The organism is Actinocorallia populi (assembly GCF_002995495.1).
Classification (GTDB): Bacteria; Actinomycetota; Actinomycetes; order Streptosporangiales; family Streptosporangiaceae; genus Actinocorallia; species Actinocorallia populi.
In genome coordinates this window covers 567617-587206 of the sequence record NZ_PVZV01000006.1, presented here as the reverse complement: position 1 = coordinate 587206, position 19590 = coordinate 567617, and the positions used below count along the sequence as shown (strand labels likewise).

21 protein-coding genes are annotated in these 19590 nt (G+C 71.5%); 18 read left to right on the top strand and 3 right to left on the bottom strand.

The window, feature by feature from the left end; translation table 11 throughout:
* Positions 1 to 156: 156 nt before the first annotated feature.
* The 10 genes from C2865_RS26080 (at position 157) to C2865_RS26035 (ending at position 10980) form a co-directional block, all read left to right on the top strand.
* Complete coding sequence (locus tag C2865_RS26080) at positions 157 to 1089, top strand: endonuclease/exonuclease/phosphatase family protein (RefSeq protein WP_106401180.1); 933 nt, start codon at positions 157 to 159, stop codon at positions 1087 to 1089.
* Between the two features lie 198 nt (positions 1090 to 1287).
* Complete coding sequence (locus tag C2865_RS26075; RefSeq protein ID WP_106401179.1) at positions 1288 to 2034, top strand: GntR family transcriptional regulator; 747 nt, start codon at positions 1288 to 1290, stop codon at positions 2032 to 2034.
* Positions 2035 to 2262 (top strand): 4Fe-4S dicluster domain-containing protein, encoded by a 228-nt coding sequence (locus tag C2865_RS26070; protein WP_106401178.1) that lies wholly within the window; start codon positions 2035 to 2037, stop codon positions 2260 to 2262.
* Between the two features lie 12 nt (positions 2263 to 2274).
* Positions 2275 to 3636, top strand: a complete 1362-nt coding sequence (locus C2865_RS26065) for an ABC transporter substrate-binding protein (protein ID WP_106401177.1) — start codon at positions 2275 to 2277, stop codon at positions 3634 to 3636.
* On the top strand, positions 3633 to 4397 hold the full coding sequence (locus C2865_RS26060) for an ABC transporter permease (RefSeq protein ID WP_106401176.1): 765 nt from the start codon (positions 3633 to 3635) through the stop codon (positions 4395 to 4397). Before C2865_RS26065 ends, C2865_RS26060 begins: the two co-directional genes overlap by 4 nt.
* Positions 4394 to 5125 carry an ABC transporter ATP-binding protein gene (locus tag C2865_RS26055; protein ID WP_106401175.1) on the top strand — a complete coding sequence of 244 codons (732 nt, stop codon included), beginning with the start codon at positions 4394 to 4396 and terminating at the stop codon, positions 5123 to 5125. The genes C2865_RS26060 and C2865_RS26055 overlap by 4 nt, the downstream gene beginning before the upstream one ends.
* Positions 5125 to 7791 (top strand): fumarate reductase/succinate dehydrogenase flavoprotein subunit, encoded by a 2667-nt coding sequence (locus C2865_RS26050; RefSeq protein WP_106401174.1) that lies wholly within the window; start codon positions 5125 to 5127, stop codon positions 7789 to 7791. The genes C2865_RS26055 and C2865_RS26050 overlap by 1 nt, the downstream gene beginning before the upstream one ends.
* Positions 7792 to 7838: 47 nt before the next feature.
* Positions 7839 to 8669, top strand: coding sequence for an MBL fold metallo-hydrolase (locus C2865_RS26045; RefSeq protein WP_106401173.1), 831 nt, complete (start codon positions 7839 to 7841; stop codon positions 8667 to 8669).
* 81 nt (positions 8670 to 8750) lie between these two features.
* A complete protein-coding gene (locus C2865_RS26040; protein WP_106401172.1) occupies positions 8751 to 9725 on the top strand; it encodes a TIGR03557 family F420-dependent LLM class oxidoreductase in 975 nt (324 codons plus the stop codon).
* A 121-nt stretch (positions 9726 to 9846) separates the two neighbouring features.
* Complete coding sequence (locus C2865_RS26035) at positions 9847 to 10980, top strand: hypothetical protein (RefSeq protein ID WP_198653595.1); 1134 nt, start codon at positions 9847 to 9849, stop codon at positions 10978 to 10980.
* On the opposite strand, the gene C2865_RS26030 is transcribed toward C2865_RS26035, so the two are convergent.
* Positions 10919 to 11845, bottom strand: coding sequence for an EamA family transporter (locus tag C2865_RS26030; protein WP_232835815.1), 927 nt, complete (start codon positions 11843 to 11845; stop codon positions 10919 to 10921). The two genes, C2865_RS26035 and C2865_RS26030, sit on opposite strands and share 62 nt — an antisense overlap.
* Positions 11846 to 12120: 275 nt before the next feature.
* On the opposite strand from C2865_RS26030, the gene C2865_RS26025 reads away from it, so the two are divergent.
* Positions 12121 to 12723: a TetR/AcrR family transcriptional regulator gene (locus C2865_RS26025; RefSeq protein WP_106401170.1), complete on the top strand. Its 603-nt coding sequence runs from the start codon at positions 12121 to 12123 to the stop codon at positions 12721 to 12723.
* 84 nt (positions 12724 to 12807) lie between these two features.
* Positions 12808 to 13152 carry a hypothetical protein gene (locus C2865_RS26020; RefSeq protein WP_106401169.1) on the top strand — a complete coding sequence of 115 codons (345 nt, stop codon included), beginning with the start codon at positions 12808 to 12810 and terminating at the stop codon, positions 13150 to 13152.
* Between the two features lie 120 nt (positions 13153 to 13272).
* Here C2865_RS26020 and C2865_RS26015 read toward each other — a convergent pair whose 3' ends face one another.
* Positions 13273 to 13668 carry a RidA family protein gene (locus tag C2865_RS26015; RefSeq protein WP_198653628.1) on the bottom strand — a complete coding sequence of 132 codons (396 nt, stop codon included), beginning with the start codon at positions 13666 to 13668 and terminating at the stop codon, positions 13273 to 13275.
* 134 nt (positions 13669 to 13802) lie between these two features.
* On the opposite strand from C2865_RS26015, the gene C2865_RS26010 reads away from it, so the two are divergent.
* Positions 13803 to 14783, top strand: a complete 981-nt coding sequence (locus C2865_RS26010) for a helix-turn-helix transcriptional regulator (RefSeq protein ID WP_106401167.1) — start codon at positions 13803 to 13805, stop codon at positions 14781 to 14783.
* Positions 14784 to 14835: 52 nt separating this feature from the next.
* Here the strand turns inward: C2865_RS26010 and C2865_RS26005 are convergent, their stop codons facing one another.
* Positions 14836 to 16284, bottom strand: coding sequence for an MFS transporter (locus C2865_RS26005; protein WP_106401166.1), 1449 nt, complete (start codon positions 16282 to 16284; stop codon positions 14836 to 14838).
* A 95-nt stretch (positions 16285 to 16379) separates the two neighbouring features.
* Between C2865_RS26005 and C2865_RS26000 the strand changes: the two genes are divergently transcribed.
* From C2865_RS26000 to C2865_RS25980, 5 genes are all read left to right on the top strand, one after another.
* Positions 16380 to 17015: a TetR/AcrR family transcriptional regulator gene (locus C2865_RS26000; RefSeq protein ID WP_106401165.1), complete on the top strand. Its 636-nt coding sequence runs from the start codon at positions 16380 to 16382 to the stop codon at positions 17013 to 17015.
* A 63-nt stretch (positions 17016 to 17078) separates the two neighbouring features.
* The gene (locus C2865_RS25995) at positions 17079 to 17438 is read left to right on the top strand and encodes a BlaI/MecI/CopY family transcriptional regulator (protein WP_106401164.1); all 360 of its coding nucleotides are present in this window, start codon (positions 17079 to 17081) and stop codon (positions 17436 to 17438) included.
* Positions 17435 to 18310: a M56 family metallopeptidase gene (locus tag C2865_RS25990; protein ID WP_106401163.1), complete on the top strand. Its 876-nt coding sequence runs from the start codon at positions 17435 to 17437 to the stop codon at positions 18308 to 18310. The genes C2865_RS25995 and C2865_RS25990 overlap by 4 nt, the downstream gene beginning before the upstream one ends.
* 131 nt (positions 18311 to 18441) lie before the next feature.
* A complete protein-coding gene (locus tag C2865_RS25985) occupies positions 18442 to 18897 on the top strand; it encodes a tellurite resistance TerB family protein (RefSeq protein WP_106401162.1) in 456 nt (151 codons plus the stop codon).
* 117 nt (positions 18898 to 19014) lie between these two features.
* Positions 19015 to 19587, top strand: a complete 573-nt coding sequence (locus tag C2865_RS25980) for a TerD family protein (protein ID WP_106401161.1) — start codon at positions 19015 to 19017, stop codon at positions 19585 to 19587.
* Positions 19588 to 19590: the final 3 nt, after the last annotated feature.

Below are 19590 nucleotides of genomic sequence, written 5' to 3'. Positions count from 1 at the left end.
GGAAACCCGGTCGGCTTTCGAAGAGCGGACCCGGACCGCGTATCGCCGCGTCCTCCCATCGGACAGGCCCGACAAGTAGCCACAGGGAACGCACTCGTGTGCTCATCTCGAAAATCGGGAATGTCTAATAAAGAGTCTGTCGTGGTGGGAGGGAACATGGCGATCCGGGTGGCGACGTTCAACGTCGAGAATCTCTTCGCACGGTTCAGATTCGGATCCGGCGTCGATCCGGACGAGGCGAACAAGGACGGCTGGACCGTCGACAGGACCGTCTTCCACCCGCTGTCCATGACGGACAAGGCGCTCACCGGAGCCGCCGTCCAGGAGATCGACGCCGACATCCTGTGCCTGCAGGAGGTCGAGAACGTCGACACCCTCAAGCACTTCCGGGCCCGCTCGCTCGGAGGCCGCGCGCGCTACCCCCACGTCGCGGGCATCGACGGCAACGACCCGCGGCTCATCGACGTCGCGGTCCTGTCCCGGCAGCGCATCCTGCACGTCCGCTCCTACCAGCACCTGCCGGACCCCGACCGGCCCTCCGGCACCCTGTTCTCCCGCGACTGCCTCGAAGTCGACGTCGAGTGGCCAGGACCCGGACAGGTGCTGACGCTGTTCGTGCAGCACTTCAAATCGATGATGGGCGGCAGGGCGGAGACCGCGCCCCGGCGCCGCACCCAGGCACGCGCCGTCAGGCAGATCGTCGAGGCGCGTTTCGGCGCCGACCCCGGCGACCACCCCTTCATCGTGTGCGGCGACCTCAACGACTACATGGAGACCGACGACCAGGGCGAACCCGCCATCGACGACCTCGTGACCTGGGACCAGGTCGTCAACGTCGTCGACCGGCTCCCCGAGGACGAACGCTGGAGCCACTACTACAAGAGCCGCAGGCACTACACCCAGCTGGACTACCTGCTGCTGTCCCGCTCCCTCGCGGCCGCCAACCCCGACCCGCCCGAGATCATGCGCAAGGGGCTCCCGCTCCGCGCCGACCGCTACACCGGACCGCGCTTCAACGGCGTCGGTCTCGACCACCCCAAGGCCTCCGACCACTGTCCCGTGGTCATGACCCTGCACGCACCGGACTGAACGGGAGAAGACCGACCGGCCTCGAGCCGAGACCGCCTCTCGCCCCCTCCACCGAGACCGCCCGCTCCCGGTCGTACGGCCCCGTGAGGGTGGCGGAAGTGGGGTGGTTTCCGGTGAAGGTGCTGGCCGGGCGGGGGTGCGGGGTGGCGTGACCCTCCCGTTATCTTAGTTTCCCTACCTACTTGGTAGGCTTTAGCCGTGACCAGCGCATACGACCTCAGTGACGGGCGGAGGCTGCGGGCCGACCGCGCCCGGCAGGTGGCGGACGTGCTCCGCTGCCAGATCCGGCGGGGCGCGTTCGAGAGCGGCGTGCTGCCCAGGGAGGAGCGGCTCGTCGCCGAGTTCGGCACGACCCGCAACGCCGTCCGCGACGCGCTGGACCTCCTGCGCGCGGAGGGGCTCCTCGAGCGGCTGCCGGGCGTCGGGACCGTCGTCACGGCCGCGGGCAAGGTGCCGCACGGGCTGCACCGGCTCCTCGGGCTGGGCGAGACCCTCCACGAGCACGGCGTGATCGTCAACGAGATACGGGCCTGCGGGCTCATCACCCCGCCGCCCGCGATCACCTCGCGGCTCGCACTGCCCGACGACACGCCCGTGGTCCACCTCGAGCGGCTGCGGCGTCTGAACGGCGTGCCGCTCAGCCTCGACCAGACCTACCTCGAGCCGGAGCTGGGCCGTGCCCTGCTGGAGGAGGACCTCGTCCACGAGGACGTCTTCGTGCTGATCGAACGGCTGAAGGGCCCTCTCGGCCGAGCCGAGCTCACCGTCGAGGCCGTCAACGCCGACCCGCACTCCGCCGCCGTCCTCGAAGCCCCCCGCGGCACCGCGACGCTGCTGGTCGAGCGGCTCACCCACCTCGCCGACGCCCGTCCGGTCGACCTGGAGTTCATCCGCTTCCGCGGCGACCGGCTCACCCTGCGCGGCACACTTCACAGGAGCCTGTAGATGCCTCTCGTCCCCCACCGGCAGGACGTGCCGGTCACCGTCGACGCCGCCCTCTGCATCGAGGGCTGCACCCTCTGCATCGACGTATGCCCGTTGGACTCCCTGGCCCTGGACCCCGAGACCGGCAAGGCCCACATGTACGTGGACGAGTGCTGGTACTGCGGCCCGTGCGCCGACCGCTGCCCCACGGGCGCCGTCACCGTCGACATTCCCTACCTGCTGCGATAGAAGGCTCCACCGATGAAGAGACTCGCGCTTTCCCTCCTCCTCGTGCCCGCTCTGGCGGCCTCGGCCTGCACCGTCGCGGGGGAGGCGTCCGAGGGCAGGACGAAGGTCGTGGTCGGCTACCAGTCCAAGACCATCAACACCGTGACCGCCGGCACGCTGCTGCGCTCGCTCGGCTACTTCGAGAAGAACCTCGGCGACCGCTACCAGGTCGTCTGGCAGGACTACGAGTCCGGCGCGCCCATCACCGCCGAGATGCTCGCCGGAAAGATCGACATCGGTTCGATGGGCGACTACCCGCTGCTCATCAACGGCTCCCGTGCCCAGGCCCAGGGCGGAGACGCCCGCACCGAACTGGTCGCCGTCACCGGATACAACCTGCGGGGCGCGCTCAACGGCGTCGTCGTCGCCCCGGACTCCACGGCCCGCACCCTGCGCGACCTCAAGGGCCGGAACGTCTCGGCCAGCGTCGGCTCAGCCGGGCACGGCACCCTCGTCCAGGCACTGGACAAGCTGGGCCTGGACGCCGCCAAGGACATCAGGACCGAGAACCAGCAGCCCTCGGTCGGGGCCTCGGCGCTGCAGTCCGGCGGCGTCGCCGCGCTCGCCCAGTTCGTCGCCTGGCCGGGCCAGCTCGTCCAGGCCGGGCAGGCACGCCTGCTGTACGACGGCGGTTCCCTGAACGTGCCGACCTTCCACGGCACCGTCGTCCGTCAGAAGTTCGCCGAGGACAGCGCAGACGTGCTCCAGGCGTTCCTCAAGGCGCAGATCCAGGCCACCGCCTACCTGCACGAGCACCCGCTCGAGGCCGCCGAGTCCGTCGCGAAGGAGACCGGACTGGCACCCGAGACCGTCTACCTCTACAACGGCCCCAACGGGATCTCCACCTTCGACGTGACGATCAAGCCGTCCCAACGTGAGGCGTTCGAGCAGGACGTCCCGTTCCTGAAGTCGATCGGCGTCCTGGACAAGCCCCTGGACGTCCCTTCGTTCTTCAACGACACCTACATACGCGACGCCTACGGCCCGGCCTACGACGCCGACGTCGCCGAGACCACCAATGGGGCAGCCCTTCCCGGCGACCCCGCCAAGGCCGGTGAACTGTGGCTGGACGGCGAACGGGAAACCCGTCCCGCCGCCGACCCCGACGGGCTGCTGAAGGCCGTCCGCGAGGTACGGGACTCCGGCGGGAAGATCCGCGCCGCCTACGTACCCGACGCGCTCACTGGCACCCGATGGTTCGCCGACCACAGTGTCTGGCTCCGTGACGGCGACGACTTCCTGCCGTTCGCCACGCAGGAGAACGCCGACGCCTACGCCGCCTCCCACTCCGGAACCGTGCCCGTCTCCTACGAAGAGGCGGTGAAAGAGGCATGAGGATCCTGCTGCGCGCCGGTTCCCCGCTCGCGGCCCTCGGCCTGTGGTACCTGTTGACCGAGCACGACGTGGTGTTCCTGCTGCGCTTCGACCGGTTCCCCGGCCCCGGCGACGTGCTGGCGGAGTTCGGCCGCCAGCTCACCACCGGCGTCTACTACCAGGATCTGGCCCAGAGCCTGGTGCGCATCCTCACGGGGTTCGTGCTCGCCGCCCTCTTCGGCGGCCTGCTGGGCACGCTCGTGGCGCGTTCCCGCCGGGCGGGGGACCTGCTGCTGCCCCTGTTCGAGCTGGCCCGCCCCGTTCCGGCGATCGCGCTGGTGCCGATCGCGATCCTGCTGTTCCCGCAGAGCGAGCAGGGCATCGTGTTCATCACGTTCGCCGCGGCCTTCTTCCCGATCATGGTCTCGACACGGCACGCGGTGCGGGCGCTGCCGCCCGTCTGGGAGGACGCGGTGCGCACCCTGGGCGGCGGCCGGGTCCGGGTGCTGGCCGGCGTACTGCTGCCCGGGATCCTGCCGGGCGTCTTCGGCGGCCTGTCGGTCGGCATGGGAGTGGCCTGGATCTGCCTCATCTCCGCCGAGATGATCTCCGGCCAGTTCGGCGTCGGCTACCGCACCTGGGCGTCCTACACGATCGTCGACTACCCCGGGGTGCTCGTCGGGATCATCACGATCGGGCTGCTGGGCTTCCTCACCTCCGGCGCGGTGGAGCTGCTCGGCCGCCGCGCCACCCGCTGGCTCCCCGCGGAGGCGCGTCGATGAACGCACTCTCCTTCCAGATCAAGAACCTTTCCCTGACCCGTGCCGGCAGTCCCGTCCTGGGCGGCCTGGACCTGGACGTCGCGGCGGGCGAGATCCTCGCCGTTGCGGGTTCGTCCGGCTGCGGCAAGTCCACCCTGCTGCGCGCCCTGGCCGGGTTGCTGCCCGTGGCCTCGGGCGAGCTGCTCGCCGACGGACGGCCGGTACGCGGCACGTCCGCCGACCGGGCCCTGATGTTCCAGGAGGACGCGCTGCTGCCCTGGCGCAGCGCCCGCGCGAACGTCGCCCTGCCGCTGGCGATCCGGCGGGTGCCGCGAGCCGAACGCAACGCCCGCGCCGACGGCTGGCTGGCCCGCGTCGGCCTGGCCGGCCTGGAGAGGCGGCTGCCGCGCGACCTGTCCGGCGGGCAGCGCCAGCGCGTCCAGCTCGCCCGGACCCTCGCCGGGCAGCCGCGCGCCGTCCTCATGGACGAGCCGTTCGGCGCGCTGGACGCCCAGACCCGCCACGAGATGCAGCGGCTGCTCACCGACGTGTGGAACGCCAGCACCACGGTCGTGTTCGTCACGCACGACGTGGACGAGGCGCTCCTGCTCGGCGACCGCGTCGCCGTCCTGGGCGGCGGAGGGCTCGCCGACCTCGTCGAGGTGCCGCATCCCCGTACGACCGTCGACCCCGCGCTGCGCGCCCGCGTACTGGCCGCGCTCGGCGCCCAGACCCTGGAGACCACCTGATGCAGATCCCCGCACCGTCGGAGCGGACCGAACTGGCCTGCGACGTCCTCGTCGTCGGCGGAGGGACCGCCGGGACCATGGCGGCCATCACCGCCGCCGAGCACGGAGCACAGGTCCTGCTGCTGGAGAAGGCGCATGTGCGGCACTCCGGGGCGCTGGCCATGGGCATGGACGGCGTCAACAACGCCGTCATCCCCGGCATGGCCACCCCCGAGGACTACGTCACGGAGATCACCCGCGCCAACGACGGCATCGTCGACCAGCGGACCGTCTGGCAGACGGCCACCCGCGGATACGCCATGGTCGAACGGCTGGAGGGCTACGGCGTCAAGTTCGAGAAGGACGAGCACGGCGAATACGCGGTGCGGCGCGTGCACCGGTCGGGCTCCTACGTGCTGCCCATGCCCGAGGGCAAGGACGTCAAGAAGGTGCTCTACCGGGTGCTGCGCCGCAAGGACATTCGCGAGCGGGTGCGGATCGAGAACCGGGTGATGCCGGTGCGTGTCCTGACGTCCGGCGGACGTGCGGTCGGCGCGGCGGGATTCAACACCCGCACCGGGGAGTTCGTCGTGGTGCGCGCGGGGGCCGTCATCCTGGCGACGGGGCCGTGCGGGCGGCTCGGCCTGCCCGCCTCCGGCTACCTGTACGGCACGTACGAGAACCCCGCCAACGCCGGCGACGGATACGCGATGGCCTACCACGCCGGAGCCGAGCTCAGCGGTCTGGAATGCTTCCAGATCAACCCGCTCATCAAGGACTACAACGGACCGGCCTGCGCCTACGTCGCCAATCCGTTCGGCGGCTACCAGGTCAACAACCGCGGCGAGCGGTTCGTCGACTGCGACTACTGGTCCGGCCAGATGATGGCCGAGGTCAAACGGGAGATCGACTCGGCACGCGGCCCGATCTACCTCAAGACCACCCACCTGCCGGACGAGACGCTCTCCCGGCTCGAGGACGTCCTGCACACCACCGAACGGCCCACCCGCGGCACCTTCCACGCCGGACGCGGCCACGACTACCGCACCCACGACATCGAGATGCACATCTCCGAGATCGGTTTGTGCGGCGGGCATTCGGCGTCCGGGGTGTGGGTCGACGAGCACGCCCGCACCACCGTGCCCGGCCTGTACGCGGCGGGAGACCTGGCGTGCGTGCCGCACAACTACATGATCGGCGCCTTCGTGTTCGGTGAGCTGGCGGGGGAGAACGCCGCCGCGACGTTCCGGCACGGCGAGCCGGACGAAGCGCAGATCACCGCCGCCCACGAGCTGGTCTACCGTCCGCTGCGCAACCCCGACGGGCCGCCGCAGCCGCAGGTGGAGTACAAGCTGCGCCGATTCGTCAACGACTACGTGGCCCCGCCCAAGACCGGCGCGAAGCTGGAGCTGGCGCTGGAGGCGTTCGTGCGGATGTCAGGTGAAATCGCCGCGATGGGCGCGCGGACCCCGCACGAGCTGATGCGCTGCGTCGAGGTCACCTTCATCCGTGACTGCGCCGAACTGGCCGCCCGTGCCTCTCTGGTACGCACCGAGAGCCGCTGGGGGCTGTACCACGACCGCGCCGACCTGCCTGGACGAGATGACGTCTCCTGGTTCTCGCACCTGAACGTGCGGCGTCGCGAGGACGGGCACATGGAGTTCGTGAAGGTCCCGGTGCATCCCTACCGGGTTGAGGTGGACGGTTTCATCGTGCCGGAGGGCATCGAGCGGACGGTGCTGGAGACAGCGCCTCCGATGGAGTACACGGCTTCGGCCGGGGCTTCCGCCGGTGGAGGCGGCATGTCGGCGGCAGCTCGTTCGCCCCGCATCCTGGAACTGCTGCGCATGGCCGAATCCGCTCCCGGTACCGCCGACATCGTTCCCTACCTGGCCGATCCCGATCCGAAGGTGCGGCGCGCTGCCGTCGCCACGCTCACCGAAGTGGTCCCGGAAGGGTTCGCGGCCGCGCTGGTCGACGCGCTCGGCGACGCGCACGCCTCGGTACGGCACGCCGCGGCCACCGCGCTGCGCGAACTCGTCGAGGTCATCCCGCCGAGCACCGAACTCGCCGACGCATTGACGAAGCCGTACTCCGACCCGGTCGTGCGTGCCGCCGTTCTGGACGTGCTGCGTGCCTTGCGCCTGGGTGGTACCGCCCTGTTCGCCGCCGCTCTGCGGGACGACGACCACCGCGTCCGGCTCCAGGCCGTCCGCGGGCTGGTCTCCCTGGACGATGTCAAGGCCGTCTCGCAAGCGGCCTCCGACACCTCCCGCGAGGTGCGGGTCACCGTAGCCGCGGGCCTCGGCCACCTGGCCCGCCCCGAAGCCGCCGCCGTCCTGACGATCCTGGCCGCGGATCTCGATCCGCTGGTACGCGCTGCGGCCTTCAAGGCGTTCGCCTCCCTGGACGGCGCTCCCTCCCTGGCCGTCCCCGCCCTGTCGGATCCGTCCTGGGAAGTCCGCGCGGGCGCGGCCACGGCGCTCACCGCCGCGGGCCCCGGCACGACCGGTGCGCTCATCGGCGCCCTGGACGATCCCCACCTGGACGTGCGCAAAGCAGCCGTCATCGCCCTGGCCGCGCACACCCCCGCGCCGGCGCGTGCGGAAGCCCTGACCAGGGCTTTGAAGGACCCCGACGCCGATGTCCGCGCCTACGCCCGCCGCGCCCTCGCCGGGAGCGCATGATCGCTCTGCCAGGGGGTAGCTCCCGAAAAGGGAGTTAAGGGGGACCCATGGCTGTGGAAGCGGCGACACTGACCTTCGTGGGGAACGCCACGACGATCATCCGGTACGGGCCGTTCACGCTGCTCACCGATCCGAACTTCATCAGGAAGGGGCAGCGGGCCTATCTGGGGTACGGGCTGACCAGCAAGCGGCTGAAGGATCCCGCCGTACGGGTGGAGGACCTTCCCGAGCTGGACGGGATCATCCTGTCGCATCTGCACGGGGACCACTGGGACGGGGTGGCCGAGCGGCGCCTGGACCGCCGCCTGCCCGTCCTGACCACGCCGGCCGCCTCGCGCGCCCTGCGCAAGAGGGGCTTCCGCCAGGCCGAGGGGCTGCGCACCTGGAACTCCGAGGTCCTCACCAAGCAGGACCACCAGGTGCGCGTCACCGCCATGCCCGGACGGCACGCGCCGGGGCCGCTGTACCGCCTGCCGCCGCCCGTCATGGGTTCCCTGCTGGAGTTCGGCCCCCGGGGCGGCGAGCCGGAGCTGCGCCTGTACATCAGCGGCGACACGCTCCTGTACGGCGGGCTCGCCGAGATCCGGCGCCGCCACCCGGACATCGACGCGGGCATCGTCCACCTGGGCGGGACCCGGCTGCTGGGCCTGATCCCCGCCAGCATGAACGGGCGTCAGGGCGCGCTCTGGCTGGAGACGATCGACTGCGCCACCGTCGTTCCCGTCCACTACGACGACTACACCGTGTTCCGTTCTCCGCTGTCGGACTTCGAGCGGGAGCTCGGCCGCCGCGGGCTGCACGACCGGCTCCTGCGTGTCGACCGGGGCGGCACCCAGCTGCTCGCCCGGCGGCAGCGGACCGGCAGGGCGCACCGCTGAGGAGATGCCCGGATCGGGTGTCCGATTCGACGAATAGGGCAAAAGGGGAAGAAGGGGCAAAACACGACCACGGGGGTGGCGATGAAGATCGGGTACAAGCTCATGGCCGAGGGATTCGGCCCCAAGGAGCTGGTGCGGCAGGCGGTGCGGGCCGAGGAGGCCGGCTTCGACTTCGTGGAGATCAGCGATCACTTCCACCCGTGGCTGGACGAGCAGGGGCACTCGCCGTTCGCCTGGACGGTGCTGGGCGCCATCGCCGCCAGGACCGAGCGCATCGGGCTGGCCACCGGCGTGACCTGCCCGACCGTCCGCTACCACCCGGCGATCATCGCGCAGGCGGCGGCGACGCTGGCGCTGCTGTCCGACGGGCGCTTCACGCTGGGGATCGGCTCCGGGGAGCGGCTGAACGAGCACGTCGTCGGGCCGGGGTTCCCGCATTCGGTGCAGGGCCGCCAGGACATGATGCGCGAGGCCCTGGAGATCATCCGGCTGCTCTGGAAGGGTGGTTACCACTCCTACCAGGGCGAGCACCTCCAGATCGAGGACGCCAGGGTGTTCGACCTGCCCGACGAGCCTCCGCCGATCGCGGTGGCCGCGGGCGGGGCCCAGGCGGCCAGGCTCGCCGCCGAACTCGGCGACGGCATCTTCTCCACCGAACCCAAGAAGAAGCTCGTCGAGAAGTACCGCGAGGCCGGAGGCGAGGGCCCGCGCTACGCCGAGGTCCCCATGGCCTGGGCCCCCGACGAGCACACCGCGGCCCGGGCCGCGTGGGAGACCTCCCGCTGGGCGCTGACCGGCTGGAAGGTGATGAGCGAACTGCCCAACCCGGCCAACTTCGACGCCGCCAGCACCACGGTGCGCGAAGAGGACATCCTGGAGAAGTTCGCCTGCGGCTCCGACCCGTCCCGCTTCCTCGAGGTGGCCCAGCCCTTCGTCGACGCCGGCTTCGACCACCTCGTGATGCAGAACGCCGGTCCCGACCCCGACGGCTTCATGGACTTCTACAGCGGCGAACTCGACTCCCGCCTGCGCGACCTCGTCCCGCAGCCCGCCTGAACCGGAGCGCCCCGCCCCGGACGGGTGAAGGCCCGCGGGCGGGCGGTGCCGTACATTAATAGACCGAGCGCTCGGTTTATGATTGACTCCGTTCCATCGCCCCCTCGCGAGAGGAACGGAGTTGGACACCGACCGCACCGCTCCGAGACCGCCGCTGCGGCACAGGTCCGTCCTGGTCCTGGCCCTGCTGGTGCTGTCTCCCGTCTGCGCCGAGTACCTCATCGGCTACCTCGAGCTCGTGAGCCGGCCGGTGGAGATGCTGGTCGGCCTGCTCGTTCTCGCCCCGCTCTACGGAACGGTCGCGGTGATGATCCGCGAGGTGGTCCGGCGGACCGGGCGGGGCTGGCCGGCGATCCTGCTGCTGAGCGCGGCGTTCGGCGTGGTACAGGCCGGGCTGATCGACCAGAGCCTGTTCAACCCCGACTTCATCGACGAGCCCTTCTGGGACGAGGAGCGGCTGCCCACCCTTCTCGCCGGTCCGGACGTCAGCGTCAACCACGCGCTGAGCTTCGTCGCGGGCCATGTGATCTGGAGTTTCGCCGCGCCGATCGCCGTGGTCGAGTCCTGCGCTCCGCGCTACGCGGGGAGGCCGTGGTCGGGCAGGCTCGGCATGAGCACGATGATCCTGTTGTACGCCTTGGCGGTTCTGGTGTTCTTCGACGAGCACACCATGGAGTTCATGGCCGCCCCCGCGCAGCTCGGGGCCAGTGCCGTGCTGGCTCTCGTGCTGATCGCGGCGGCCTTCGCGGTCCCGCGCCGCCGGGTGAGGCGTCCCGGGCGGGTGCCGTCGCCGTGGAAGGTCGGCGGCCTCGGCGTGATCCTGCTGACCACGTTCCACGCCCTGCCCCCGCACTGGACGGGCACCGTGTTGAAGGCGCTGCTGCTGGTCGTCTGCGGCGGCCTGCTGCTGCGGTGGTCCGGCCGGGCCGGGTGGGGACGTGTCCACGTGCTGGCCGCGGCCGGTTCCGCCCTGGTGGCCAACGCGGCTCTCTCCTTCGTGGTCGAACCGGTGGGGGAGGTGTCCTATCCCGCCAAGTACGCGGCCAACGCCACCCTGCTGCTGGGCGTGCTGGTGCTGCTCGCCTGGGCCCGCCGCCGGCTGCTCGGCGCCGCGGCCGAGGCCGAGGCGGAGGCGGTGGCGAACAGGCCGGCGGAACCGTCGTCCGAAGCACCGGTTCCGCCGGCCGCAGGCCTCACGCCTCCGTCAGCCGCTCTTTCGAACGGAGCCGGAGGCGGCGGGGACGGGCAGGGGTGAGGAGGAGGACCAGGGACAGGGCGAGGACCGCCAGCCCCGCCCAGGACAGGACGGGAAGCCGCTCGCCCAGGACCGCGACGCCCAGGAGGGCGGCGACGGCCGGTTCGACCAGGGTGAGCGTGGTGGCGGTCTGGGCGGAGACGCGGCGCAGGCCGAAGCCGAAGAGCAGGTAGGCCAGGAACGTGGTGAAGACCGCCAGGTGCAGGGCCACCACGGCGCCGCGCCAGGTGAGGAGCCAGTGCGCTCCCGCGCCCAGCAGCACGGGCAGGACGAGCAGCGCCGCACCGCCGAACATCGTGCCCATCACCGCGCTCGAGGCGTGGCCGCGGGCGATGAGCCTGCCGCCGATGAGCGCGTAGACGGCGTAGGACAGGCCCGCGACCAGGGCCAGGGCGACTCCGGCGAGATCCACCGGAGCCGCGTCGTGGGTGAACTCGGGCCCCAGCACCAGGGCCGCGCAGCCGAGCACCGCCCCGGCGGAGGCGCACATCTGAAGGCCGCCGGGCCGGGACCGTCCGGTGAGCCGGGCCAGCAGCCCGGTGAAGACCGGAGCGCTCCCCAGCGCGATCACGGTCGCCACGGCCACGCCCGTGCGGGACACGGCCGGGTAGAAGGTGAGCGGATACCCGGCCACCGCGACGGCCCCCAGCACGAGCAGCCACCGCTCGTTCCCGCCGCACGCGGCGGGCAGGGAACGCGCCCCGCGCGTGGACAGGAACAGCAGCAGCCCGCCGAGCACCAGTCCGGCCGCTCCGATGGCCGGTGCCGGAGCCCCGGAGGGGGCCAGCGAGCTCGCCGTGCCGGTGGTGCCCCACAACACCGACGCGGTGAAAAGGGGCAGCGCCCCAGAGATCTTGTTCTGCACAGTGATGGACTTCCGTCGTCGAACGCCTTGAGGGACTCGGAGACGGGCGCACGACGAACGATCCCACCGCCCGCGACGGGCGGGGGAGGCGCGAGGTCAGGCCTTCAGCGCGTGCGCCCGGTCAGGGGCGCACCGGCGGGGGGAGAACGCCGCCGACGGAGGAGATGTCCATCCGCCGATCGTAGCGGCCCGGTTCTCCCGCCGGACGCTCGGGCCGTGATATTAAATGACAGTAAGCTGTCATCTAAGCGAACCGAGAAGACCGGGCGGGACATATGCCGCAAGAAACAGGGCCATCACGCGCCGAGCGGGCCGCCCGCACCCGGCAGGCGCTCATCGACGCCGCGCTGCGGCTGTTCGCCGAGCGCGGCTACGACGCCACGACCACGGAGGAGATCGCCGAGGCCGCGGGAGTCTCCCCCCGGACGTTCTTCCGGTACTTCCCCACCAAGGAATCGGTGCTGCTGCGCGGCGAGTCGGACTTCGTCCGCTCCTTCACCGGCGTCTACCTCGCCCAGCCCGAGACCATGACGGAGCTGGAGGCGATGCGCGCCTCGTTCGTCATCCTCGCCCCCGGCCTCCACCGGCTGCGCGGCGAGGTCAAGCTGTACCGCAAGGCGGTCGCCTCCTCCCTCACCCTGCGCGGCAGGGAGAGCGCCAACCACGCCGAGAACGCCGAGGCGCTGGCGGAGGCGATCGCCCGTCGCCGCGGCGCGGCCGTCCCCGACGCCGGCTGCGACCTGCTGGCCGCCCTGGGCCTGACGGTGCTCGACCACGCCCTCACCCGGTGGCTGCGCGGCCCGGCGCACATTCCCTTCGGCCAGGTGATCGACGGCTCCTTCGCCGTCCTCCAGGACCTGGCCCGGCCCTCCTCCTGAGGGTGGCCGGAGTCGGCCGCCGCCCTTGTTCGTGACAGTCCACTGCCATAAATTTCCTGAAACCACTGCGACGAAAGGGAGACCATGGCGGAAAGGGATCTGCTGCTCGTCTTCTCCGACCCGAAGCCCGGCCTGGAGGACGTCTACAACGACTGGTACGACCGGACCCACCTCGCGGAGATCGTCGCCACCCCCGGCGTCGTCTCCGGGCGGCGCTACGAGCTCGCCCCCGTCGAGGCCCCCGGCGTCGCGGGACCCGCGCACCGCCACCTCGCCGTCTACGAACTCGACCGCGACCCCGAAGAGATCATGGCCGAGTTCGTCGGCCGCACCGTCTCCGGCGAGATCGGCAACCACGAGGCCCTCGACATGAGCACGATCTCGGTGGCCATCTGGCGTGCGCGCGGTCCGCGCCTGGAAAGCTCCTGACCCGTCGCGAAGGCCCCCGGCACGGCGGCTCGCCGCCGTAGCCGCGGAAGCTCCGAGCACCGGAGGCCGCCTGCTCCTCGTGCCGTCTCCGGCGGTCCCGCCGGAGACGGCACGGTCGCGTCACGCGACGGCGGTGCCCTCGAGCTCGACCATCAGGTCGGCGATCGCCAGCCGCGTCACCCCGAGCATCGTGGTGGGCGGCGCCACCCCGGCGGCGCCCAACCGCGCCGCCAGCACGCCGTAGTGCTCGAAGAGCCGGTCGACGTCGGTGGTGTAGACGTTGAGCCGGACGAGGTTCGCCAGGGACATGCCTGCCTCACCGAGCACGGCCTCCAGGTTGTCGAGGCTCAGCGCCAGCTGCGCCCCCATGTCCTCGGCGTGCTGGGGCTTGCCGTCGCCGCTCATCGCGGTCTGCCCGGAGCAGTACAGGGTCCGGGTCTGGCCGGAGACCGTCTCGCCCTGGTTGTATCCCATCTCCACCGACCACGCCCACGGGTTGACCGCTGTTCGCTCCACTGCCATGTCGGCTCCTTCGAATTCGTGGACATCATGTCCGTCGGCGGCCCGGCGGCCGCCGGCTTCCGGACGTGCTGACGAGCCTGCCAAGAAATCACGACATCTTGTGTCGTGTATTTCGTTAGAGTTCCCGTATGCGCGCCGACCGGTTGGTATCGCTGGTGCTGCTGCTTCGCCAGCGCGGCCGGATGTCCGCGACCGCGCTGGCCCGCGAGCTGGAGGTGTCCACCCGCACCGTGCTGCGCGACGTCGAGGCGTTGTCCGCGGCCGGTGTCCCGGTCTACTCCGAACGCGGCCGGCACGGCGGTTTCGCGTTGCTGCCCGGTTTCCGGACCGAGCTCACCGGGCTGAACCACGACGAGGCGCTCGCCCTGCTGATCGCCGGGTCGCGGCGCGGCGCGCAGGCGTTCGGCCTCGGCTCGGCGCTCGCCTCGGCCATGCTCAAGGTGGTCGACGCGCTGCCCGCGAACTATCAGGACATCGCGGCCGGCGCGGCCCAGCGGCTGCTCATCGACCCGGAGACCGACCTGCTCTCACGCCGGCTGGTGGCCGAGGAGGTGCCCGACGCCGTAGCGGCCGAGATCCGGCGCGCGGTGTTCGCCGGACACAGGCTGCGCATCCGCTACGCGGCCGCGGACCAGAGCCCGAAGTGGCGCACGGTGGACCCCGTAGGCCTGGTCACCGTGCGCGACCAGGGCTATCTGCTGGCCAAGAGGTCCGGCGCGGACCGCACCTACCGGTTGTCCCGGATCTCGGCCGCCGAGGAACTCGCCGAACCCGCACAGCGGCCGGACCGAGTCGACCTGGACCGGGCCTGGCAGGAGCGCAGCACACGGTTCCGGAGCGGCGGCGACCAGGTCACCGTGCTGGTGAGGGTGAACCCGTCGCGGCGGGAGGAGCTGGTGGGAACCGCCCTGGCCGTCCTCGCCGAGGAGACCGACGCGGACGGCCGGCTGCGGCTGGAGGTGACGTTCCAAGACCGGAGACACGCCGAGTGGGCCCTGTGGCAGCTCGCCACCGGCGCGGAGGCCCTGGCCCCGCAGTGGTTGCGCGCCGCCCTGCGCGACCGCGCCGCCGCGATCGCCGCCTCCTACGAGCGCCCGCCCGAGAGTTGACGGGTTTCACCGGACGGGCCGGATCCCGGGCTTCGAGGTCGGCGCGGAGTTCTCAGTGGACGTGCGGGACACCGCTCATCTCGGGCTTGCCCGCGGGGACCAGCCAGAGGGAGACGGCCGCGGACACCGCGGCGATGACCGCGAACATCGTGTAGGCGCCGGTGAAGCCCCCGATGGACGGCGCGCCGGACAGGCCCGCGGCGGCGACGGTCGAAGCGATGGCGACGCCGACCGCGGCTCCCAGCTCATGGAAGGTGTTGATCACACCGGAGGCCAGCCCGGCCTCCTCGTGGGGGACGTGGGCCAGGGCGGAGGCCGTCGCGGTGACGAACACCGGGCCGACTCCGGCGGCGGCGATCACGATTCCCGGCAGCAGTTCCAGGCCGACGCCGCCGTCGGCGGACAGCCCGGTGAGCAGCCCGGCTCCCGCGGCGACCAGGACCAGTCCGGTGACCGCGACGGGCCTGGTGCCGACGGTTCCAACGAGCCGGCCGGCCACGTGCGCCCCGACCCCGGTCGCCAGGGCGGCGGGCAGGAAGAGCAGGCCGGTCCGCAGCGCGCTGACACCGCGGACGTGCTGCAGGTACAGCGAGCCGAGGAAGAACAACGAGATCAGCAGGCCCGAGGCCACGAGCATGAGGAAGGCGCCGGCGGCGACGGGCCGCCGCGCCAGCATGCCCACCTGCATCAACGGGTCCTGCGCCGCGCGCTGGACCAGCGCGAACGTCCCGTACAGCACGACGGCGGCGGCGAGCGGCAGCAGCGTGCCGGGCGAGGTCCACCCGTCGTCGCCGGCGTTGACCATGCCGTAGATGAACGCCGCGGTGGCGGCGGTGACGGTGAGAGCGCCGCCCACGTCCAGCCGTCCCGCCGTCCGGTGCGCAGGACGCGCACGGACGACGGCCGGGAGCGCGGCCAAGAGCACGATTCCCACGGGGACGTTGACGAAGAAGACCCACCGCCAGCCGGGTCCTGCGGTGAGCAGCCCGCCGAGCAGCACTCCGGCGGCGAATCCGGTGCCGCCGAGCGCCGCCCACACGCCCAGTGCCCTGTTGCGCTCGGTTCCGTGGAAGGAGGTGGTGACGGTCGACAGCGCCGCGGGGGACAGCAGCGCGGCGCCGACGCCCTGGACCGCCCTGCCCGCGATCAGCAGGGTCTCGTTCTGGGCGAGGCCGGCGGCCAACGACGCCAGGGTGAAGACCGCCAGGCCCGTCAGCAGCAGCCGGCGGGCTCCGAAGACGTCGGCGAGCCTTCCGCCCAGCAGCATGAGCCCGCCGAAGAAGAGCGTGTACATGGTGACGGTCCATGTCAGCGCGGTGCGGCCCAGCCCGAGATCGGTACCGATGTCGGGGAGGGCGACGTTCACCACGGTGACGTCCAGGACGAGCATGAACTGCGCGGTGCCGATCAGCGCGAGCGCCGTCCAGCGCCGCGGGTGGGGCGGCTCCGGATGCCCGTCCGGATGCTGCGGCCCGGAACGGGCGAGGGGGGTGTGCGACATGGCCTTCCTTAAGTCGAACAGGTCTGTTCGGGTTAACGTATTGCTATCGCGCGCAGAAATGCAACAGGGGTGTACGGGTTCGGTAGGATGGGGGCATGACCACGACCGGGCCCGCGGCCGCTCCGCCTCCCGGGAGCAAGACCGGGGAGCGGTCGGGCGGCACCCGCCGCAGAGCCGACGCCGAACGCAGCATCGCCGCGATCGTCGGCGCGGCCACCGAGCTGTTCGCCCTCGACCCCGGCGCGAGCATGGTGGACGTCGCCCGGGCCGCGGGGGTCGGCAGGGTCACCCTCTACGCGCACTTCGCCTCCAGGGAGGACCTCGTACGCCAGGTGCTGGCCGGGGCCATCGCCCGCAGCATGGCGGCCATCGAGGCGGCGACGACGGACGGCCAGGCGCCCGCCGAGGCCTTCGCCCGCGTCATGCGCGCCTGCTGGTCCCAGCTCAACCAGTTCGGCCGGCTCTACGAGGCCGCCGAGCAGGCACTGCCCGCCGAGGAGGTGCGCCACCACCACCGGACGCCGATGGCCTACGTGCGCGACCTCATCCGCGAGGGCCAGGCCACCGGGGACTTCCGCGGCGACCTTCCGGCCGACTGGCTCGTCGCCACCGTCTACGCTCTGCTGCACACGGCCGCCGCCGAGGTCGCGGCCGGACGGCTCGCCGACGACGAGTCCGGCACGGTCGTCGAGAAGACGCTGCTGAGCGTCCTGGCGCACCCCGTCCGATGACGGCCGCCCTTCGGAGCCCGCCGCGATGCGCTTGAACACCGAGAGATGAAGGAGGTCCGTCCTGTGTCACGACGTCCACTGGGGCAGCTCGAAGCCGAGGTCCTGGCGGTGCTCGCCGCCGGCGGGCCGGTCTCCACCGCGGAACTCCAGACGCAGATCCCGGGGGATCCGGCCTACACGACGATCAACACCATCCTCTTCCGGCTGCTGGACAAGGGGCTGGTGACGCGCACCCGGGACGGCCGCCAGTTCCGGTACGAGATCGTCGTGGACGAGTCCCGGCTGGTCGCCGACCGCATGAACGACCACCTGCGCTTCGCCAGCGACCCGTCCGGCGTGCTCAGCCAGTTCGTCGAGATCCTCAGCCCGCAGGACGCCGCGGCGCTGCGCCAGATCCTCGAGCATCGCGAGGGCGTGGAATGAACTGGTTCACCTTCCTCCCCGCCCTGATCACGTTCCTGCTGAGCATGGTCCTGGGCAGGGTGCCCCTGCCCCTGCATCCGCTGTGGTCGGCCCGGGTGCTGGGCACGGTCGCGGCCACGACGGTGCTCGCCACGATCGGCACGTTCTTCTTCATCGCGGTCAACTACGGGGCGAGCCTGCTGCCGCGGGTGGCGGACAGGCTGCCCGAGTGGGCGCTGTTCGGTGACGACCATCCCGTTCCGGCCTGGCTGGGCCTGCCCGCCATCGCGCTCACCGTCACCGGCACGGTCACCGTTTCGCGGCTGGCGGCCCGCTGGGCCACCGAGGTCCGCTCCGCGCAGGAGCTGTCCCGGGGCCTGCTGGAGACGGACATCCCCGTCGCGGTCGCGGTGCCCGGCCGCCGTGGCGGCGTCCTGGCCTCCAAGGGGCTGATCAGGGCGCTGACCACCGCGGAGCTGCAGGTCGTGTTCGAGCACGAGGCCTCCCATCTGCGGCACCGCCATCACCGCTACCTGGCCGTCGGGTCGCTCGCGGCCGGCACCCTGCCGCCGCTGCGCAGGCTGAACGAGCGCCTGCGCTTCTGCCTGGAGCGCTGGGCCGACGAGGACGCGGCCGAGTCGGTCGGCGACCGCGGCTTCGTCGCCCGCACCATCGCCAAAGTCGCCCTGCTGCGCTCCCCGTCCCCGCCCGGCGCCCTGCCGGCCTTCGCCGACTCCGGGGTCGTGCAGCGCGTCCAGGCCCTCCTGGGCGCCGCGCCCGGCCGCAATCCCGTCAGCGGCCCCGCCACCCTGCTGACCACGGGCCTCACCACGGGGGCGCTGGCGCTGGTCGCGCTCCAGCTCGATCACGCCTTGAACCTGAGTTTCCTGTGAGCCGGTCCGCAACGGGGAACACCCGTTGCGGCAGGCGCCGTCCGGGCGCTCCGGCGACCCCTCTACGACATTTGTAGTAGAAGTGGTTAGGCTCCTGTTCGAAGGTTCGGCGTACGAGAACGGAGATTCCAATGGCACTGTGGGACAGGTTCCGGCAATCGACCCAGACGATGCAGGCGCAGCTGACGGCCAAGAAGAACGAGCTGAAGAGCGGCGCGTTCCGGGACGCGAGCATGGCGATGTGCGCCCTGGTCGCCGCGGCCGACGGGAGCATCGACCCCTCGGAGCGCCAGCGCGTCGCCTCGCTCATCACGGGCAACGAGGTGCTCCAGAACTTCCCGGCCGACGATCTGCAGAAGCGGTTCAACGACTACTGCGCCAAGCTCACCGCGGACTTCGCCTTCGGCAAGGTCAGCGTCCTCCAGGAGGTCGCCAAGGCCGCCAAGAAGCCGGCCGAGGCCCGCGCGGTGATCCAGATCGGCATCGTCATCGGCGGCGCGGACGGCGACTTCGACTCCGCGGAGCGCGCGGTCGTGCGCGAGGCGTGCTTCGCGCTCGGCCTCGCCCCCGCCGAGTTCGACCTCTGAGCCGCCGCCGCAGCCCTTTCGGCGGCGGATCGCGCGGTCTACTACTACACTTGTAATAACAAATCCGGAGGGCGTGCGGCCGCGGCCGCGCGCCCGGGAGACGAGGAGGCGACGGTCATGACCGTCTCGATGGTCAAAGGCCAGCGGATCTCGCTGGAGAAGCCCGGCGGCGGCGAACTGCGCCAGGTCCGCATGGGGCTGGGCTGGGACGCGGTGGCGAAGAAGGGCTTCTTCGGCTCCCGGTCCCAGGAGATCGACCTGGACGCCTCCGCCGTGGTGTTCGCCGACGGCCGGGTCACCGACGTGGTGTACTTCGGCCAGCTGACCAGCCAGGACGGCTCGGTCCGGCACACCGGCGACAACCGGACCGGCGCCGGGGACGGCGACGACGAGTCGATCATCGTGGACCTCGGCCGGATCCCCGTCCACGCCACCTCGGTGGTGTTCACCGTGAGCTCGTTCCAGGGGCAGACGTTCAACGAGGTCGAGAACGCCTTCTGCCGGCTGGTCGACGAGTCCACCGGCCTCGAGCTCGCCCGCTACACCCTCACCGGAGGAGGGGCGCACACGGCGATGATCATGGCCCGGGTCTACCGCAACGGCCCGGGATGGAAGATGAACGCCATCGGCGAGCCGACCCAGGGACGCACGTTCCAGGAGATGCTCCCGGCGATCACCACCCACGCCTGACCT